15 protein-coding genes and 4 pseudogenes are annotated in these 19,124 nt (G+C 37.7%); 5 read left to right on the top strand and 14 right to left on the bottom strand.

Going from position 1 to position 19,124, the window contains the following annotated elements; all coding sequences use genetic code 11:
- Positions 1–44: 44 nt before the first annotated feature.
- Positions 45–1,496: a PTS system trehalose-specific EIIBC component gene (gene treP, locus ABC374_RS08060; protein ID WP_350302179.1), complete on the bottom strand. Its 1,452-nt coding sequence runs from the start codon at positions 1,494–1,496 to the stop codon at positions 45–47.
- A 325-nt stretch (positions 1,497–1,821) separates the two neighbouring features.
- Here treP and ABC374_RS08055 point away from each other — a divergent pair, with 325 nt between their 5' ends.
- Both ABC374_RS08055 and ABC374_RS08050 read left to right on the top strand, forming a co-directional pair.
- On the top strand, positions 1,822–2,406 hold the full coding sequence (locus tag ABC374_RS08055; RefSeq protein ID WP_413016904.1) for a CGNR zinc finger domain-containing protein: 585 nt from the start codon (positions 1,822–1,824) through the stop codon (positions 2,404–2,406).
- 314 nt (positions 2,407–2,720) lie between these two features.
- Positions 2,721–3,275 (top strand): HPP family protein, encoded by a 555-nt coding sequence (locus ABC374_RS08050; RefSeq protein ID WP_413016902.1) that lies wholly within the window; start codon positions 2,721–2,723, stop codon positions 3,273–3,275.
- Positions 3,276–3,422: 147 nt separating this feature from the next.
- Here the strand turns inward: ABC374_RS08050 and ABC374_RS08045 are convergent, their stop codons facing one another.
- The 8 genes and pseudogenes from ABC374_RS08045 to ABC374_RS08010 form a co-directional block, all read right to left on the bottom strand.
- Positions 3,423–4,535: a DNA alkylation repair protein gene (locus ABC374_RS08045; protein ID WP_413016900.1), complete on the bottom strand. Its 1,113-nt coding sequence runs from the start codon at positions 4,533–4,535 to the stop codon at positions 3,423–3,425.
- A 588-nt stretch (positions 4,536–5,123) separates the two neighbouring features.
- A pseudogene (locus ABC374_RS08040) lies at positions 5,124–5,786 on the bottom strand (IS6 family transposase).
- A gap of 96 nt (positions 5,787–5,882) precedes the next feature.
- Positions 5,883–7,322: an amino acid permease gene (locus tag ABC374_RS08035; RefSeq protein WP_350302175.1), complete on the bottom strand. Its 1,440-nt coding sequence runs from the start codon at positions 7,320–7,322 to the stop codon at positions 5,883–5,885.
- A 62-nt stretch (positions 7,323–7,384) separates the two neighbouring features.
- Positions 7,385–8,659 carry a peptidase gene (locus tag ABC374_RS08030; RefSeq protein ID WP_350302174.1) on the bottom strand — a complete coding sequence of 425 codons (1,275 nt, stop codon included), beginning with the start codon at positions 8,657–8,659 and terminating at the stop codon, positions 7,385–7,387.
- Positions 8,660–8,684: 25 nt separating this feature from the next.
- Complete coding sequence (locus ABC374_RS08025) at positions 8,685–9,866, bottom strand: thiolase family protein (protein ID WP_413016897.1); 1,182 nt, start codon at positions 9,864–9,866, stop codon at positions 8,685–8,687.
- A gap of 11 nt (positions 9,867–9,877) precedes the next feature.
- Positions 9,878–10,537: a 3-oxoacid CoA-transferase subunit B gene (locus ABC374_RS08020; RefSeq protein WP_350302172.1), complete on the bottom strand. Its 660-nt coding sequence runs from the start codon at positions 10,535–10,537 to the stop codon at positions 9,878–9,880.
- A complete protein-coding gene (locus ABC374_RS08015; RefSeq protein ID WP_413016895.1) occupies positions 10,522–11,220 on the bottom strand; it encodes a CoA transferase subunit A in 699 nt (232 codons plus the stop codon). Before ABC374_RS08015 ends, ABC374_RS08020 begins: the two co-directional genes overlap by 16 nt.
- Positions 11,201–12,568 carry an aspartate aminotransferase family protein gene (locus tag ABC374_RS08010; RefSeq protein WP_350302170.1) on the bottom strand — a complete coding sequence of 456 codons (1,368 nt, stop codon included), beginning with the start codon at positions 12,566–12,568 and terminating at the stop codon, positions 11,201–11,203. Before ABC374_RS08010 ends, ABC374_RS08015 begins: the two co-directional genes overlap by 20 nt.
- A gap of 159 nt (positions 12,569–12,727) precedes the next feature.
- Between ABC374_RS08010 and ABC374_RS08005 the strand changes: the two genes are divergently transcribed.
- Positions 12,728–14,287 (top strand): PucR family transcriptional regulator, encoded by a 1,560-nt coding sequence (locus tag ABC374_RS08005; RefSeq protein WP_413016893.1) that lies wholly within the window; start codon positions 12,728–12,730, stop codon positions 14,285–14,287.
- A 526-nt stretch (positions 14,288–14,813) separates the two neighbouring features.
- On the opposite strand, the gene ABC374_RS08000 is transcribed toward ABC374_RS08005, so the two are convergent.
- Both ABC374_RS08000 and ABC374_RS07995 read right to left on the bottom strand, forming a co-directional pair.
- Positions 14,814–15,710 (bottom strand): DMT family transporter, encoded by an 897-nt coding sequence (locus ABC374_RS08000; RefSeq protein ID WP_413016891.1) that lies wholly within the window; start codon positions 15,708–15,710, stop codon positions 14,814–14,816.
- Positions 15,711–15,770: 60 nt separating this feature from the next.
- A pseudogene (locus tag ABC374_RS07995) lies at positions 15,771–15,944 on the bottom strand (TrmB family transcriptional regulator); the annotation flags it as partial.
- Positions 15,945–16,199: 255 nt separating this feature from the next.
- Between ABC374_RS07995 and ABC374_RS07990 the strand changes: the two are divergent.
- Positions 16,200–16,748, top strand: coding sequence for a helix-turn-helix domain-containing protein (locus ABC374_RS07990; protein WP_413016889.1), 549 nt, complete (start codon positions 16,200–16,202; stop codon positions 16,746–16,748).
- A 65-nt stretch (positions 16,749–16,813) separates the two neighbouring features.
- Positions 16,814–17,613, top strand: a pseudogene (locus ABC374_RS07985) (IS4 family transposase); the annotation flags it as partial.
- Positions 17,614–17,654: 41 nt separating this feature from the next.
- Here ABC374_RS07985 and ABC374_RS07980 read toward each other — a convergent pair.
- From ABC374_RS07980 to ABC374_RS07970, 3 genes and pseudogenes are all read right to left on the bottom strand, one after another.
- The gene (locus ABC374_RS07980; RefSeq protein WP_413020296.1) at positions 17,655–17,981 is read right to left on the bottom strand and encodes a DUF4825 domain-containing protein; all 327 of its coding nucleotides are present in this window, start codon (positions 17,979–17,981) and stop codon (positions 17,655–17,657) included.
- 57 nt (positions 17,982–18,038) lie between these two features.
- Complete coding sequence (locus ABC374_RS07975; RefSeq protein ID WP_413016887.1) at positions 18,039–18,551, bottom strand: GNAT family N-acetyltransferase; 513 nt, start codon at positions 18,549–18,551, stop codon at positions 18,039–18,041.
- 124 nt (positions 18,552–18,675) lie between these two features.
- A pseudogene (locus tag ABC374_RS07970) lies at positions 18,676–18,995 on the bottom strand (MazG nucleotide pyrophosphohydrolase domain-containing protein).
- Positions 18,996–19,124: the final 129 nt, after the last annotated feature.

Genomic DNA, 19,124 nt, shown 5'->3' with positions numbered 1-19,124 from the left:
CCAGTATGGTAAAAAAAGAGGGAGAATGCTCTCCCTCCGCGTTATTAAGCATTTAGTTTCGTTGTTTTCGTTCTTGTTTTCAAGTTCATATTAGGGCGCTTGGAGAATGCTATAGTCAAAATGAATGGCACAACGAATGCAACCAGCATCGCGAGTGCAAACATTCCCATATGCTGCGGCTTGATGGATAGGATACCTGGGATCCCTCCAACGCCGATGGAATTTGCCATTACTCCAGATCCGACTGAAACGATACCTGCGAAAAGTGAACCGATCATGCCCGCTAAGAACGGAAAGCCATATTTCAGGTTAATTCCGAACATGGCTGGCTCGGTTACACCTAGATAACATGAAATCGTGGCGGGAATGGAAACCTGTCTTTCCTCCTGGTCTTTTCTGTTGATGTAAATCATTGCTAGCACTGCCGTACCTTGCGCAATATTGGATAATGCGATCATCGGCCATAGGTTCGTACCGCCAAGTTCACTCATAAGCTGAAGATCGATTGCGTTTGTCATGTGATGCAGGCCTGTGATGACAAGCGGTGCATAGGCAAAGCCGAAAACGGCAGCAAATAGCCAGCCAACTGATGAGGTCAATCCGGAATATACAACCGTAGAAATGACAGAACCAATTTTCCAGCCTAAAGGCCCCAAAATGGTATGGGCAATGATTACAGTTGGAAGTAAAGCGAAAAATGGAACGACGATCATGGAAATGGAATTGTGCACCCTATCTCTCAAGAACCGTTCTAAATACGCCAAGACGAACCCTGCAAGTATCGCTGGGATGACTTGGGCCTGGTAGCCGATCATATCGACCTGGGCAAAACCGAAATCCCAAAAAGGTATATCACTTGCCTTTGTGTTTGCCACTGCATATGCATTTAGAAGCTGTGGGGAAACCAGGGTCAAACCAAGGACGATGCCGAGAATTTGGGTAGTGCCCATTTTCTTCGAGATCGACCATGTAATCCCAACAGGAAGAAAATGAAAAATTGCTTCACCTATCAGCCAAAGGAAGGCGTGTACCCCTCCCCAAAATTGTGAAATATCCACAAGGGTCTTTGTGCTGTCATCGAACATTTTAATATCCCCGATGATATTGCGGAATCCAAGAATGAGTCCGCCAACGACTATGGCAGGAATCAGCGGGGTGAAAATATCCGCAAGATGTGCAATCATCCGCTGCAGCCAGCTCATGTTCTGTTTTGCCGCATTTTTCACATCTTCTTTTGACGCTTCCTGAAGTCCAGCTATGGAAACGAATTCATTATAAAACGATGATACTTCGTTCCCGATTATGACCTGAAACTGGCCAGCTTGTGTAAACGTTCCTTTCACAAGCTTAATCGATTCGATATTCGTTACGTCCGCCTTGGCGGGATCTTTCAACGCAAAACGCATTCTTGTTGCACAATGCGTAACCGTCGCAATATTTTCTTTCCCTCCGACATGTTGGAGCAAATCCGTTGCTGGTTCTGTGTATTTACCCATTTCACTACTTCCTTTCCCTAGAAAGCAAAATATTGTTGTTTTTATAACCTGTACGTATAGGTTCTGTATACGCTTTCATATTATCCTGTACGTACAGGTTTTGTCAATAACTTTTTTCCTCACTTTAAAAGGATTGATTATCATGTACTTTCAATTACAATCCTGTTATTGCAAATATGGATGTTTGATAACATTCATGTTAACCCGTAATTTCTCTCAAGATAACGAGTAGCTGAAAAATACCGAAATAGGGTATAATTATGATATAACCCCTCAATTAACATTTTTATGGTTAGATTTCAGCAGGGAAATGGGAGATGAACTTATGTCTGAAACCAATAAATTTCCACTTATATCAGGTAATCTTTCTCTGGATTTAGTGAATACAGAACTGGTCAGTCGTGGTCAGCGGCAGGACTTATTACTTTCAGAACGGGATGTGCTGGACTGGCTTACTGTAATAAAAGGGAAAAACTCTTATTTGGCTAATCAGTTATCCTCAAAAATTAAAGAGAGAATCGGGCAGGTATTTGTAGGCATTCTACAAATGCGTACTATTTTAAGAAAACAATTTGAGTTAATAGCAGATGGGAATCCGATTCCTCATGAGTTTATCGCCTTTTTAGAAAAAAAAATCGAAAAATCACCTTTCACTTATAAACTAAGTGATCAAAAACTGGTTCCAATACCTGTTGGAGAAGCGGAAGATATCCTGCAATCTTATATTGCCTTTGACTCCTTAAAATTAATTGAAGAAAATAAGCTGTCATCACTAAAGCGATGCTCGAATGATGATTGCGTACTATTATTCATCGATGAAAGCGGGAGACGCAAGTGGTGTTCAATGAAAATATGCGGTAATAGAAAAAAAGTAGCACGATTTCAACACCGGAAATCTGATGATGAATGAATATCCAACTTATTAAATAAGTTTGTCTAACAGTTTTTTTAGGTTTGACAATTTAAACGTTGCCTCCAGGGACTCGCTTTCCGCGGGCGGACCGCCCTCGGCGCCTTTGGTGCCTCCCCTGGACGAGCTTTTCTCGAACACCCGCTCCAATCAGCTTTGTTTTTACTTATAGATAAACCCCTTTTGGCTACAGTCTTTCCAACTTATTATATAAGTTGGTTTTTTTATAGATTTTTAACTAACCATCAAAAATGGTTTTGACAGGTTAGTTTATTTCATGTAAAGTCTAATTATATAAAAAAGGAGGGGTAATATTGGATCGTATATCAGTAGCCAGGCTTAAAGAAAAACGCTTTTTTCATATTCGTTATTTATCCAAGATGAAGGGAAAAGGAAGAAGCCCTTTACAGATAAATGTAAAGGACGCAATAACGGGACTGATTGGGGGATTTTTAACAATATTCGCTTTAATTCTTTTAACAAAAATAACATCAGCACTGTGGTTAATGGCTCCTTTTGGTGCCAGCTGTGTCCTGGCGTTCGGTCTGTGGAACGCGCCATTATCACAGCCACGGAATATTATTGGCGGCCATTTCGTTTCAACATTCGTAGGTTTAGCTACCTATCATTTTTTTGGCGATGAGCCTTGGGCCATCGGCTTGGCAGTCGGATTAGCAATTGCGGTGATGATGCTGACAAAAACGACGCACCCGCCTGCTGGGGCAGACCCACTTGTAGTCATGCTTGGCCAGTATAGCTGGAGTTATTTATTTACGCCTGTTTTAACTGGTGCTGTGATAATCGTTTTACTGGCGTTGTTAATTAATAATTTGCGCAGCAATCGGAGCTATCCAACTTTTTGGATTTGATTGCTTTTTAATGTGTTATGAGAGAAAGAATGAAAAGTAACTACGTTTCACTATCAGGAAATAATTAAAATCGAGGAACTCTCAGGTTCCTCATTTTCCCAGTGGAAAATCCTGCAAATTATGATTTCCCACACTTTTCATTAACCTTTATCTTCCATCATTTAGTTTTACATCCGTTTCGGCAACTTCCACTCCGTTTATGAGAAGGGAGATTCGATGGATTCCCGTGTAATGACGACGTGTGGTCAGGTCCTTCCAATTGTGGATTCTCACTCTCTCGACTTGTTCTCCATCGGTGAAATCCCTATCTGCCAAAAGGAAAATTTTACGGGAAGTTTTCTGATTTGCTTTTACAAAATCGATGGCATACTCGATGCGAAGTTTTTCAGAGTTCTTTTCTTGAACTTGAAAGCCGAAATGAAGTTCACTCGTTTCCCCAATAAAAATCGAGTCTGGTTCATTTCTAATAAATGCGTTTGTAATGATATTCGGATTATTCAATATATCCGTGTATCCAAATAATGAAAGGACTTCTGGATCTGCTTGACGAACTAAGGTCCTGCATCCCCGTCGGACAATCCATATGGTGTTAGGTTCTCCGCTTTCATGCCAGCGCTTGGCTGTTTCTATTACGGTTTTCGGGTGATCCTTGGCAATATCATTCAAGTTATTGGCCACACTTTTGCGAACATATAGGGACGGATCGTTTTTCAGGTTCTCAAGTAATTCCAGGACGGGTGCCGGATCGGATTTGAACATCGGTAAAGCTTGTCCCCAAGGTAACCTGGGCCTGCATCCCTCACTTGCCAGCCTGCGGAAATGTTCATCTTCATGCTTGGTCCATTCCTTCATCTTCTCGATCATTAAAACGGGATCAAGCAAAATAAAAGCACGGATGGCAAACTCTGAGGATGACCTTGCTGTAAAACGCTCCAACGCATCTAGCGATAACGGCCAATCTTTCTTATTCAATCCATGTACCTCTACAAAATCCGGGAAAAATAAATATCTAAACCCTTCACAATCCTTATCAAGCCGATACAAAATATCCAAAGCCTCTTGATAATCACTTGGAAGATGCTTTCCAAGAGTAATGGAAATGTGCCTTATTCGTTCTTTTAACTTCCTCTCGTCCCAATGCTCATCAATTACTTCCCCTATAAACGATTCAGTTGAGAAGGACGGATGGACACCCTTTACTTTATCACCGAATTCACGAATGAACGTTTCATTATATAAATCCTTTAAAGGCTCGGCCATTTAATTCACTTCTTTTCTATATATTGGACTTGCAAATGTAACTCAACCATAGCATTTTCCCCTATCATATAACAAGGAGATAACGCAATTACCCTACACACAACCGTGAGATCCATATTAGGTCAGTAGATAATGAACTAATTAAAAGGAATCAGCAAAATCAACTAGTAAAAAGAAAAAAAGTTCGTAAAAGTGACCTTTCACAAACGTCAAAATGAAAAATCCAATGTAAACCTACCCTCATTTAATCAGAGGAACCATCCGAATTTTCTTTAATATCTTTTTTTGCGCTATAATAACCACATAAAAAGATGGTCAGGATAAAAATTATATAAAAAGAAAGACTTACAGCCCTACTGAGGATAAATCTAAAATATCTGTAAGGGAGAGGACTATTAAACACGCAATAGGTATGAAACACACAACCATATATAATCTTTTACCCTAATCGCTTGAATCATCAGTATTACCGCCAACACTGTACTAATCACTATAATAAACATTAAATCACCTAATTACTTTCTTTGGTTCTGGTGCAAAAATTACTCGCTAGAAACATAGAATGTCCGTTTCCTTTAAATTGCTAATTTATGAAGCTAACCCAAGCAGTTTATGGATGAATTCTTTTTGGTTTTGGGCAGACTTCCCCCCTTGGTAAACCTGCTTCTTTTTAATCATATGCATCGCTTCTATGCCACTCAGTATGTAAGTAGCTGTACGAAATGATTTCAATCCTAACATCGAACGAACTCGCTTCTTTATAAAACGATGATCCTGTTCCTCCATATTATTGAGATATTTAACTTGCCTTATTTGTATGCCTTCATGCAAACGTTTCTCTTCTTTTAACTCTTGAATCGCTACGGGATAGGCTGGGTTTTTGTCCACTGTTATGACACGAGGTTTACAAACATGAGAAGCAGCCAAGGCTTTCTTGAAAAAGCGCTTGGCTGCTTGTTTATCTCTTGATTCACTTAGATAAAAGTCAATCGTATTCCCTTCTGAATCGACTGCACGATACAACTACATCCATTGACCTTTTACTTTCACATACGTTTCATCGACTCTCCAAGAGTCATTTGTTGGCTTGAGGTGACGCCGTACTCTTTCATTTAATTCAGGTCCATATTGATGAACCCTACGCATAATGGTTGTGTGAGCGATAGATAAACCTCGTTCATCCATCATTTCTACCAAATCACGAAAACTCAAACTGTACCGCAGGTACCATCTCACCGTTAACATAATCATTTCCGGCTGATAGTGCTTCCACTTAACAGTATGTCCAAGATTTAGAGATTGTTTGTAATTGTTTTGAAGTTTTTGCACCAGAACCACTTTTTATGTTTAACTTTTATTAATTAAGCGCACCTTTTCATAATCCTCTTGAACCGATGACCCAACATCTTTCTTTCCGCGTTTTTGCAAAAATAAAATATATATCAAATGAAAAGCAATGGCTACTGGAACACCAATATAAATAGTCAATTTAGTTCCTTCGTCAAATACTAAACTTATTAATACAACTAGATTAAAGACAAATGCCAAGATAGGAACTAAAGGGTAAAGTGGGGTCCGAAATTTTAGATCACTAACTTTTCCTCCTTCAGCTACATATCGTCTGCGGAAAAAATACTGAGATGCCGCAATACTCATCCAAGCCAACATGGATGCCATTCCTGCTACAGAAAGAATCCAGGTATAAATAGTTTCAGCCGCTACTTTTGAAACAAGAATGGACACACAGGAGATTCCCATACTAGCCGTTAAAGCAAGTAAAGGCACACCTTTTTGGGTTAACTTTTGAAAGGATCTTGGTGCCATCTTAGAACTAGAAAGAGAGTATAACATCCTAGTTGTAGTATAAAGACCAGAGTTAGCAACAGATAGTAATGAGGTAATAATTACAAAATTCATAATATCGGCTGCATATGGTATACCGATGTTATCTAGTGCAGTAACAAACGGGCTAGCAGCTGGTTGGATTTGTTGCCAAGGAACTATAGAAACAACGATAATTATTGACAAAACAAAGAATAATATTATTCGGTAAGCAGTTTGGTTTATAGCCTTAGGGATCGTCTTCTCAGGATTTTCACTTTCACCAGAAGCAATTCCTATAAGTTCCGTACCACCTAACGAATAATTAACAGCCATCATAGCAATAACTACTGCAAATATTCCATTAGGAAAGAAGCCAAATTCTGTTAAGTGAGTAAAATAAGGAGCTGCTGGTTCACCTTCAATTGGTACAATACCAAAAATAACGGCTAACCCAATAAAGATAAAAGAGATTATAGCGATTACCTTGATACTCGCAAACCAGAATTCTGTTTCTGCAAAGCTGCGTGCAGAAAGGGCATTAACAGAAAATAGTACAATTCCTGCAATTAACGACCAGATCCATGGAGAAATATCAGGGAACCATCTTTGCATCAGTGAACCTATAATGATAATTTCATAGGCTACGGTAGAAGACCACCCAATCCAATAAATCCACCCAACTGTAAAACCTGTCGATGGATGAATGTATTTAGTCGCATAAGCTTGGAAAGATCCAGATACTGGCATTTCCACTGTCAATTCCCCTAAGCATAGCATAACTAAATACATAATAAGTCCGCCCATCATATAGGCTAAAACTGCGCCTATAGGGCCTGCCTGACTAATCGTAAAACCTGAAGCGTTGAAAAACCCTGCACCGATTACACCACCTAAAGCAATCATAAATAAATGGCGACTTTTCATTACCCTTTTGAGACCTTGTTCATTATCTAATTCAGCCATAATACCCTCCTAAATTAAATCAGCCGTTTTATGCATGTACTAATTATGGCATTTCCTTTAATTCAGATATTGTTCTTGATACTACACCACTGAATTATAGTTAATGCAATAATTTCTGCAGATTTAAAAACTTTATCCAATTCAATATACTCATCTGGGAAGTGTGCCATTTCCGTTGTTCCTGGTCCAAAAACTACCGTTGGAATTTCCCCTACTTCTGTAAGTAATCCCCCGTCAGTTCCCCAAGGAGAAGCCTCTATCACGGGTTCTTCACCAGTAGTTTCTCTATATTGATGAACTAACGTATTCATCAAATCATGTTCAAGATCGATTTCCCCTGGTAGCCATCGAGCACCAAACCATTCTAAGACAGGTGGATTTTCTTTAAACCATGGGTCTAGGACTGATAGTTGTTGTAAACATTCCTCCATTTCATGTTGTGCATCTTCTATCTTCTCGTTAGGTGCTATACCCATTCTTCCCTCTATTTTTAGCAAATCAGGTACTGAAGATGGCCAGTTTCCTCCTGAAATAACTCCGATATTAATAGGAATAGGGATAGGGGTCTGCTCGTATAAAGGATCATTAATACGTTGATTCCGGTTAAACTCCAAAGCCCTGATTTGCTCCACTAGTATCATTGCTTTATCAATAGCGCTTACTCCCTCATATCGTGTTCCCCCGTGGGCTGATCGTCCTTTGACAAAGATCCTAAACCACATGGATCCTTGCTGTTTAGGGAAAACTCTCATATTAGTAGGTTCAGTGATTAGTGCAGCATCAGCTTTATAGCCTTTTAGAATAGTAGATAAAGTCCCTGTTCCACCACTCTCTTCTTCTATAACACTCTGAAAAATAACGTCGCCTCTAAGCTTAATATCGAGTTGTAGAATAGCTTGTAAGGCTAAAAGAAATGAAACTAGCCCACCTTTCATATCCGTAACACCACGACCATACATTTTTCCTTCCTTAATAGCTCCACTATAGGGATCATCTGTCCATTGTTCATGATCACCTTCAGGGACAACATCAATATGTCCGTTTAAGATTATGGAACGGCCACCACCTGTTCCAGGTAGAACACCTACAACATTAGGACTTCCTGTAAAATCATCCCTTGACGAACAAAAGTAGGGACTTTCGGTTAATTCTTTTCCACATGGCTCCCAGGCATCCACCTTTAACCCCATAGTCGACAATACTTCAGTGATTATTGATTGCGCTTTTGCCTCATTTTTAGAAATACTAGGAGATTGTACAAGTCGTTGTAATAATTCTGTACCTTCTTCATAATGCTCTTTTAACCATGTTTGAATTTGTGCTTTGATTAATTGCAATACAGTTCACCTCGCTTTAATGTGGTTATAGTGTTAGGTTTTCATATATGACGGTAAGCCCCATTCCTCCAGCCATACATAGCGTCACCATTCCATACTTTGTTTTGGTACGTAACATTTCATTCATTAGACTAACAGTTAGTTTAGCACCAGTTGCTCCAACTGGATGCCCCAACGCAATAGCTCCACCATTAACATTTACTTTTGAATAGTCTAACTCTAGTTCTTTAATAACAGCTAATGCCTGTGCAGCAAAGGCTTCATTAAGCTCAATCAAACCAATATCATCTAAAGTTAATCCGGCTAACTCTAGTGCCTTTTTTGTTGCAGGAACAGGTCCAATCCCCATAATACCTGGTTCTACACCAGCACTAGAAAACGCTCTCACTTTTAGCAAAGGTTTTATACCTTTTTGTATAGCTTTCTTTTTTGACATCATTAATACTGCTGCTGCACCATCGTTCATAGGGCACGCATTCCCAGCAGTGATTGACCCATCTGTATTAAAAACAGGTGGAAGATTTTTTAATTTATCTAGCAGAATATCCGAGCGTACAGACTCATCTGTCCTGAAAAGGTAAGATTCTTTCGTACCGGGGACCTGAACAGGCAAAATTTCATCTTGAAAATAATGATTTTCAATAGCCTGAATTGCCTTTTTATGGCTATCAAAGGCAAATTTATCTTGTTCCTCGCGGGAGATACTGTAAATTCGCGTTAAGCGTTCAGCCGTCATTCCCATATGTTCATTTTCCAACGAGCAAATTAAACCATCAGTTAATAGGGCATCTTCCATTTCTACGTTCCCAAATTTTGTTCCCCATCTATTTTTAACTAAATATGGGACCTGACTCATATTCTCTACCCCACCTGCAATTACCACCTCTTCTTGACCGGCCTTAATCGTTAAGGCCGCGTTAGTAATTGCTTTTAAACTTGAACCACATGCCTTGATTACAACATGTCCTGGAACACTCGTTGGGAATCCAGCTAATTGCGATGATATTCTAGCTGAATTCAATCCTCCCCCATGTACATAGCCATGTCCAAATATTACTTCATTTACATCCGCTTTGGTAAGAGTGGTCTTCCCCATTAAACCCTCCAATATTTGTCTTCCCATTTCAGTGGCGGAAGCACTTTTAAGTGACTTTCCAAATGCACCCACTCCAGTACGAACTCCTGATACGATTACGGCATCTTCCATTTCAATCACTCCTAAACTTTTCCTGTGATTTTAAGTACTTTCAATTGTGCATCTGTATGTTTAATTACATCTTCCACTGTGTAAGGTTCCATAACTTCTTTTAACTCTAATCCTTGTGGCGTTACCTCGATGACAGCCATTTCAGTGATGATCAAACTAACACAACCTTTAGCGGTAAGTGGTAGTGTACATTCCTTCAGTATTTTAGATTTACCTTGTTTATTTGTATGGTTCATCAGTACAATTACCTTTTTAGACTTTTGAGCCAACTCCATGGCCCCACCCATACCAGGGACAAGTTTTCCAGGAACAATCCAATTTGCCAGGTCGCCTTCTTCGCTTACTTCAAGGGCTCCTAAAATGGTAACATCTAAACGGCCTCGCCGGATCATACCAAATGCAGTAGCACTGTCAAAAAAGGAAGCCCCTTGAACCACAGAACAGGGATAACCACCGGCATTACATAAATTAGGATTAATATCACTCCTTTTGGGTGTCGGGCCAGTGCCCAACACTCCATTTTCGGCATGGAATTGGACAGAAATATCTGGTGGGATATAATCAGCAATTAATGTAGGAATGCCTATTCCTAGATTAACAATCATTCCATTTTCTATTTCTTGGGCAGCGCGCTTAGCGATACAATGGCGATCTTCTACTCCCAAACCCATTTCCAATTCACTCCTTCACTTGGAATTACCATATCCACAAAGATTCCAGGGGTTATAATCGATTCTGGATCAAGTTCACCAACTTGAACAATCTCATCTGCTTCAACTATCGTAAAATCCCCCGCCATAGCAACTAAAGGGTTAAAATTACGTGCGCTTTTATCAAATACGAGATTTCCAAGATAATCAGCCTTTGAAGCATGGATTATAGATACTTCAGCAGTTAATGCTGTTTCAATCAAATATTCCTGTCCATTTACAGTAATATGTGTCTTTCCTTCCTCTGCAACCGTGGCTAATCCCACATCGGATAAAATACCACCTAATCCCATACCACCGGCTCGAATACGTTCAATCAACGTTCCTTGTGGAGAAAATGTTACTTCCATTTCCCCCTTGTTCATTAATTGACCGGCTATTGGGTTGGAGCCAATATGAGAAGTAATTAGTTTCTTCACCCTTCCTGAACTAACCAATCTCCCAACCCCAACGTCCGGGAAACCTGCGTCATTACCTATTAAACTTAAATGTTTACATCCTTTATTTAATATCCCTTCTATAATGGTAGGGGGAGTACCAATGCCACCAAATCCTCCGTACATTAAGGAACATCCGTCAGAAATTCTTTGAAGGGCAGCCTCTAAAGTACTTACCTTTCCTTGTTTAGACTTGGACAGTAGCATTGATCTTGCCCTCCATGTTAAGTTCACATTGCACTTCAGAAATTGCTTCTTCTAAAATATTTACTAAACTATCAATTTCATCTTTTGTAATAACCAAAGGTGGCGAAATGATAATAGCATCCCCCATTCCATTAATAGCTCCTGACGCTGGGTAAACAAGTAACCCTTTTTCAAAGGCTTGTTTAATTACCCTATTTGTTACATTTAATTCAGGTGGATAAGGGTTTTTCTTTTCACGGTCGGCTACAAACTCCATTCCAATTAAAAGGCCCTTTCCTCTTACGTCCCCAATCATTTCGCAAGAATTTAAAAGCGTTTTCAATTTACTCATAAGATATATACCTTGTTCTTCTGCCTTTTCTACCAATTGATGTTTCTCAACGTATGTAATAACCTTTAGTGCAACTGCTGCAGATTGAGGATTAGCACTATAAGTATGGCCTCCTATAATAGACTTAGATCCATTTAATATAGGTTCCATAACTTTATCACTGACTAGAGTAGCTGCCATTGGGGTATACCCTGAACTCATTCCTTTTCCTAGAGTGATAAGGTCCGGAGTAACATCCCAATGTTCTATTGCAAACATCTTCCCAGTACGTCCAATTCCGGTCATTACTTCATCTGCAATAAATAGGACGTTACAACGCTCACAGATCTCCTTGATTTTTTGATAGTAATTAGCTGGTGGAGTGATAGCCCCCCCAGAAGCACCTATAATTGGCTCGGCAATAAATGCAGCAACACGTTCTTCCCCAATACGCCTAATCTCCGTTTCAAGTTCTTGAGCACAAAGAAGACCCCATTCTTCTTCAGTTAAATTATCAGGTCGACGATAAGTGTATGGGGCGGACACTGAAGGATAATCAGCTAACATCGCTGCAAACCTCTGTCTTCTTAATACATGTCCTGACATGGATAATGCTCCCATTGTAATGCCATGATAACTAGTCCACCTAGATATAATGCGATCTTTTTGTGGTTGTCCTTTTTCTTGCCAATATTGTATAGCAATCTTCATCGCTGTCTCCGTCGCTTCTGATCCACTATTTACAAAGAATGACCAATTAAGATCTCCTGGAGCCAATTGACTCAATTTTTCTGCTAGTTTTTCAGCCGGTTCATTCGTAAATTGTGATCTATAAGAAAATGAAATTTTTTCTGCCTGTGCAAGGGTTTCTTTAATAACCTCCTGTACACCGTGTCCAATACTTACCGTTACAGCTCCAGACGACCCATCAATATATTTCTTACCACCCTGATCATATATATATATGCCTTTTGCAGATGCAGCTATTGGATATTGCTGTCCTAATACCGGTTTAATTAAATAATCTCGTTTCTTCATCCATTACATCTCCCTCGGAATTATAAGAGTATATTAAAACTTTATTAAAATTTCTGACAAATAACAATTTGACAAACGTATGAAAAAATAGATGTTCCATTATACACCGCGTATAATGGATGATAGGATAACTAAGTTTAATCACTAGGGGGGCTATCTATGGCTATTCGGATTTATGAAGCTTTGCAACTACCTATTATGAAACAAACAAAATTAAAGGCTGGAAAAAAGGGGTTACAAAATTGGATCAAATGGGTAACTATTGTGGAGGTAATTGAAGATATCCATCGTTTACAAGATGGAGAGTTTTTGATCACAACAGGATTCGGATTAGGAGAAAATACGAAGAAACGTAAGGAATTTGAAAAGCTTTTATCCATCGGAAAACTATCTGGAATAGCTATATATACAGGATTTTATTTAAAGGAAATTCCAAAATCATTTATTACCATCGCAGACGAATTTGCCTTACCTTTAATTGAAATTCCTGCAAACATAAATTTTTCTATGATTACAAAAGAACTACTGGTACAAATTGTTAACAAACAAAGCCAAACATTTGAATATTCACTACGAATCCATCAGGATTTTACAAGGCTTGTATTAGAACAACACGGATTTGATCCTATTACAAAAACCCTTCATGAAATAATTGATGCAAGTGTAATCCTTATAGCAAAAGATGAAATAATAAGTTCCTACATAAAACATGACTTTATTGATATTAACAATTTAAAAAATCTATATGAAAAACAAATGGATAACTACAAAATTAATAGTCAACCTATTATAGCTAATAAAAATACCTACGGAAGTCTACTCATTATAAAGGAAAAAAGGTTATCGGAAGAATTGGATTCAATTGCAATTGAGCATGCCACTACTGTATATGCGATTGAATTTTTGCGGAGGAAAGCAGTAGAGGAGACACAATTGAGGCTCACTAGTGACTTCCTAGAAGAAGTATTAAATCCTATAATCCCAAATAATAAAGATATGATCGAGAGAGGACGTAAACTAGGAGTAGACCTTTCAAATCCACAAAGTATCATATACATTTATTTCCCATTATTGAAAGAGGAGGAAATCAAGGAAAAATACAATGAGTTAACCGAAATTATTCAATACACCATGGGAAAGTCAAAAATCCCCTACCTCATGAGGACAAAATCCGATAGTGTCATTATTTTGGTGGAAGCAAAACCTGGATTAAATATTTTAGAGGTAGCTGAGACCCTCTTAAATAGTTGGAATTCGACATTATCAAATGAACAAATAGCTATAGGTATTGGTAAAACAACTGCCGACATTTATCAATTACACAAAAGTGCTGCTGAATCTGAGCAAGCAGCACGATTTTCCCAAATTCTATTTAAACCAAAATCCATAGTCCATTATAACGATTTTGGCTTATATCAATTACTCATTGAAATGAAAGAATCAGGGGTAGATTTAGAAGAATTTTACCAAAAATACCTTGGAAATCTATTTGATTCAAAAGGTATAGACCTCATTACTACACTTGAAGCTTATCTTTTTTTCAATCAAAGTATTAAAGAAACAGCAAGCGAGCTATATATTCATCGCCATACACTGAAATACAGGTTGGAACAGATACAGAAAAAAACTGGATTAGACCTAAACAATTATGATAATGGCATAAAGTTATACTTAGCTATTTTGGCATATAAATTATTAAAAAACATTCAAATTCAGTAAGGTGGAACGGATTTAACAATCTTTCACCTTTCCTTTTTACTGTAACCCTGACTTATAATAGGGTAGGAACATATTAATTTTCTTGGAGAATATAAATTTGATTCAAATAGAATACCAATTAACTCACTAAGACCCTTAAATAAACATAAAACCATAGAACTTACAGGTATTTGGCTATATCTATGTCAAAATTTGATTAGCGTACAAAATATCCGAAATATTGACGTTACCCCATAGCCATCAAATTAAAATTTTGCAGCACCCCCAAAACGAAATTTTAGACCTTCTTGTAACAAAGGTGATCATTTTATCGTTTTGGGGGTGACCTTTTTTCTTGGATTGATAGGCATGATACTGATTCCCTTTTTTAAGATCATTTTTCATTTTATCTCATGTATACTCTATTTATTTTTAGTTAACATAATGTCGATTCTTGGAACACACAAAAAATGAAATCCCTTACAACCACAAGGAATTTCACCACCTCAAGATTCATCATTATTATTTACTATCTTAAACTACACTATTAGTTTGAGCGAATGGATATACTCTTTTCTAAACTTCTTTCTTTTTTGGGAGAATAACTGACCCCTACAAACACTAGAAATATTCCGAGAAGCTGATAAACATCAGGTCGGTAGTGCAAAATAGTCACATCAAGTAAAATCGCGATAACCGGATCAACAAACACTAAAATAGCAATTGTTTGTGCCTTTAACTCACGTAAACTACTGAAAAATAAATAAAACACAAATCCTGTGTGTATAAATCCTGTAACAAGGATATAGAACCAGTTTTCAAAGGTAAGATGCATAAAGTTTGACCAATCCACTAATGGCATCAATAATAAAACACCCAGACTTGTTTGAATAACGGTTGTTAACAAAGGACTAAGCATTTGAATTCCCTTTCCAGTAATAGAAGTTAGAGCGTAGAAGAATGCTGCTGCAAACACCCATAAAACACCGGTGGATAAAAATCCAGCCACAGTTGTATGTTGATGAATACCCCCAACTAACAATGTCCCTAAAAAGCAAACAAAGAAAAAGACTAATCCCATTTTTGTTATTTTTTCTTTAAAAATAACAGACCCTAAGAGAAGTACAATAACGGGTGCTAAATGATAAATGGATACAGCCACAGTAATAGGCATTACTTCTAATGAACGGAAGAAAAACACCCAATTTACGATAAGGAATACACCGCATAATAAGGCAAGTAAATACTCTCTACGAGGAATAGGAATTTCCCTCGGTTGTTGTGTTTTTAATGTACTCCCCCCCAAAATTGTTCCTAAAAGAATACTTGCACAGAGGCAACGGACAAAAACTAGTTCAATCGAGTGTAGACCTGTTTTTTCTGAAAATAGACCGATTGAACCGAATATGGCCATGGAGATGGCAAACTTTAATTTGGCATACATTTAACATCTCTCCCTAAGTCGTTATTATTATAACTACTATAAATTGGTAAAAAAACAGCTTTATGCTAAGCTGTTTTTTCCTGTCATTACATTAATTAAATCTTCTCGCGCTTTCCATAGCTCATCTAGCTTTTCAGGACCGAATGTATTTTTGATTTCTTCTACCATAATGTCGTGCCTAATATATTCAGTACCAATAAGAACGAGAGCAGGATCTGTTGACTTCACAGCCCAATATAGCTCTTGCCAATGCAATCTGGTACGATGAGAACGGAATGCTCCTAACGAACAAACCAATGCTTCCTAGAATCAGCATTGACAAAATAAATTGAATCCTTACCTTATTTATAATGATTCTCCTTTCGAACTGCCTTTTCACTTGCTATAGCAAACGGAAATCTTATAAAATATATTTTACGATCGTTTATTATATTTAACGTTAGTTATATTATACGAATGTTCGTTATATTTTTCAATAGGGGGATTTTTATGAACTTAAATGATATAATTTCTGCAAATTTAAAGAGGTTAAGAACAGAGCGAAATCTTAGTCTCGGTCAGTTATCAGAGTTGTCCGGTATCAGTAAGGTAATGCTCTCTCAGATAGAGAAAGGTGGATCTAACCCAACCATCAACACGATTTGGAAGATTGCCATCGGCCTGCAGGTGCCTTATACCCGGCTGATTGATTCTCCAATAGATGATGCCGTTGTCATCCGCAAGAGCGACTGCAAGAAGCAGTCCGAGAATAAGAATTCCTTTGTCTCCTACTGTTACTACACTACCAATCCAAACCGTAGTTTTGAATTATTTAAGGTTGAGTTACAGCCTAATTGTAAGCATAACTCTGATGGTCACGCTCCTAAAACTCAGGAATATATTTTTGTGATTCGGGGTGAATTGACGATTCAGCTGAATACAGGGGAATATGTGCTTCGGGAAGGTGACTCTATCCACTTTGACTGCTCCCTTCCGCATACCTTTATCAATCATCTGGATACGGTGCTTGAATTTATAGATATAATTTATTACTACTAAAAATGGGGTCTAGCCCTGGCGGTACCCCATGCCCATCAAGCGAAGTTAAAAATCATACCCTCAAAATGAAAAAACGCTATGCTTATCGTAAGAAGTTTACGAGAAAGGATGGCGTTTTTGATGAATCCCCTATCATTTTAAATGAACTGAATCTTTTCGCACAAGAGCTACAATACTTTTTATCTCCAGTAGTCCTACAAGACATCGCTAAACAAGTTGGCTTTGTACAGCGATCTAGTAAGTATCCATTGCCCTTTGCGTATGGCTCAGTCAAGCAATCGCTTGCACATCATACACAATTGTGCAGTCAGTTAGAAGCTTCCACTGGGGTACTGATGAGCTCAGAAGGACTGAATCAACGCTTTAATTCAGCAGCTGTCGCATTTCTTCGAGAAGTCTTTACTTCTCTTCTCACACAAAAACTCTGTTCAAATCAATCGCTTTCTGCACACATGATCTCTACTTTCAATCGTATCCGTATTTTAGATGCGGCAGTGTTTCACTGCCTTATCATTTCGCCACTGACTATCAAGGTTCAGGTAGGAGTAGTAATACGGCAGGCGTGAAAATCCAATTGGAATATGATTTACTTAGTGGTCAATTTCTTAACGTGCAGCTTGGACCAGGTAAGAATAATGATAAAACATACGGTACCATCTGCCTTGAAACCGTTGAGGTGGGCGATTTGTGTTTGCGTGATCTTGGTTACTTCGATTTAGGAGACTTACAAGCCATTCATAATAAAAAGGCTTACTATATCTCGCGGTTGAAGCTGAATACACGCATTTATATCAATAACCCTAAGCCAGAATACTTCAACAATGGCACGTTAAAAAAGCAAATAGAATACATCCAGCTTGATATGAATTAGTTGTTAAACAAACCTGCCCTTTGATTTATTAAAGACTAGGCTCTGTTAAAGATAGTTGTTGATAATACCCTAAAAATAAGAGTGCTCTTATCCAGAGCACTCTTGCTTTTACTGGTGAAAAAACTGTTAACTGAGTCCTCAGACTTCAGGTGTTCCTGTATCAGTTTCTTTAAGTCTTGTTCATTTTCAAACCCATCCAATTTATTGTTGTACCAATCTTGTAATTTCTCTTTTGTTACAGAGAATTCTCGGTCTGGAAATTTGAATGTAATCCAATCTACATTTTTGATTAGAGCAAAAAGAAATGTAGAGTTGGATATAACAGTTTCCTTCATTTCTTTATCTACTTTTTTTGCATCTATATCGTTGTTCTTGCGCCTTTTTGTTGAAGGAGTAAATACTTAAGAATTCTTTACAGTTCATTTCCACTCTTCCTCTAAAATAGCGTAATAATATTCATCCCACCATTCATTCCCTTTTGGAATACATTTTTTGAAAAAGCCTTCTCTTCTCATTCCAATCTTTTCCATAACTCGGTATGATGGAATATTTTCAGGTTGACACGTAGCAATAATCCTATGTAAGTTCATTTCTTTAAAACCATATTCCAAAACAGCTTGTGCTGCTTCAGAAGCATACCCTCTATTTTGATATTTTGGATTAAACACCCATCCAATCTCATAAGTATGCTTACCAAAATACTTATAAAAAACAATGTGCCCTATAAGAATATCTTTATCTATTAGTACTACAGGAAATTTTTCAGCCTTATCACCTTTGTTTTTATTTACAAACTCTTTTGCATCTTCTTCAGTAAAAACCCCTTCTGGTATATACTTCATAACATTAATATCTGATGTATACTCATATACAGCTTTCCAATCCTTGAATTCAAATTCACGTATCAATAACCTTTTTGTTTTTATGTTCATTAAACTAACTCCCATCAAAAATACTTCCCTTTATTTTTAATTCGGTATTAAGCCAACAATAACCTCTATAAATACCAATTCCCTATTCAACAATCTGGCCCTATTGTTAAAAAAAGCCTATAATCTAATTATTATAATAACGTTCTGACAGTTTATTTTTATGTGACTGAAACACTTCTTCTAGAGGGATATTGTACTTGTTTGCAATCACAATTAAATTACCTAATACATCACCTAACTCTTCAGTTAATTCCTGTTTTTTTCCGCATAAGATCCTCTTACTTCATCAGGCCTATTCCTACCTATCTCAAGGGCTCTTATAGCTCGTGCAACTTCGCCCGTTTCTTCTGCTAAAAAGCCAATACGAATAAAAATGTCTAACTCAGACCAGCCCTTACTTTCATAATAATCCTTTACTCATTGTTGAAATTCAGTTACATTCATTTTCCTCTAACCTCCAATTCAATATCTTAAGTTTAACAAAATAATGAAAGTAATTCGTTATTAGCTACTAAAACTTGTAAATTGCATAAAAATAAGTGGATTTTGAACGTGGTGTGCCCTATTATTTAG

The organism is Peribacillus phoenicis, assembly GCF_047238085.1.
GTDB lineage: Bacteria > Bacillota > Bacilli > Bacillales > DSM-1321 > Peribacillus.
Note: the sequence above shows the minus strand (reverse complement) of the source record. Positions and strands in the feature narration are given on the sequence as shown.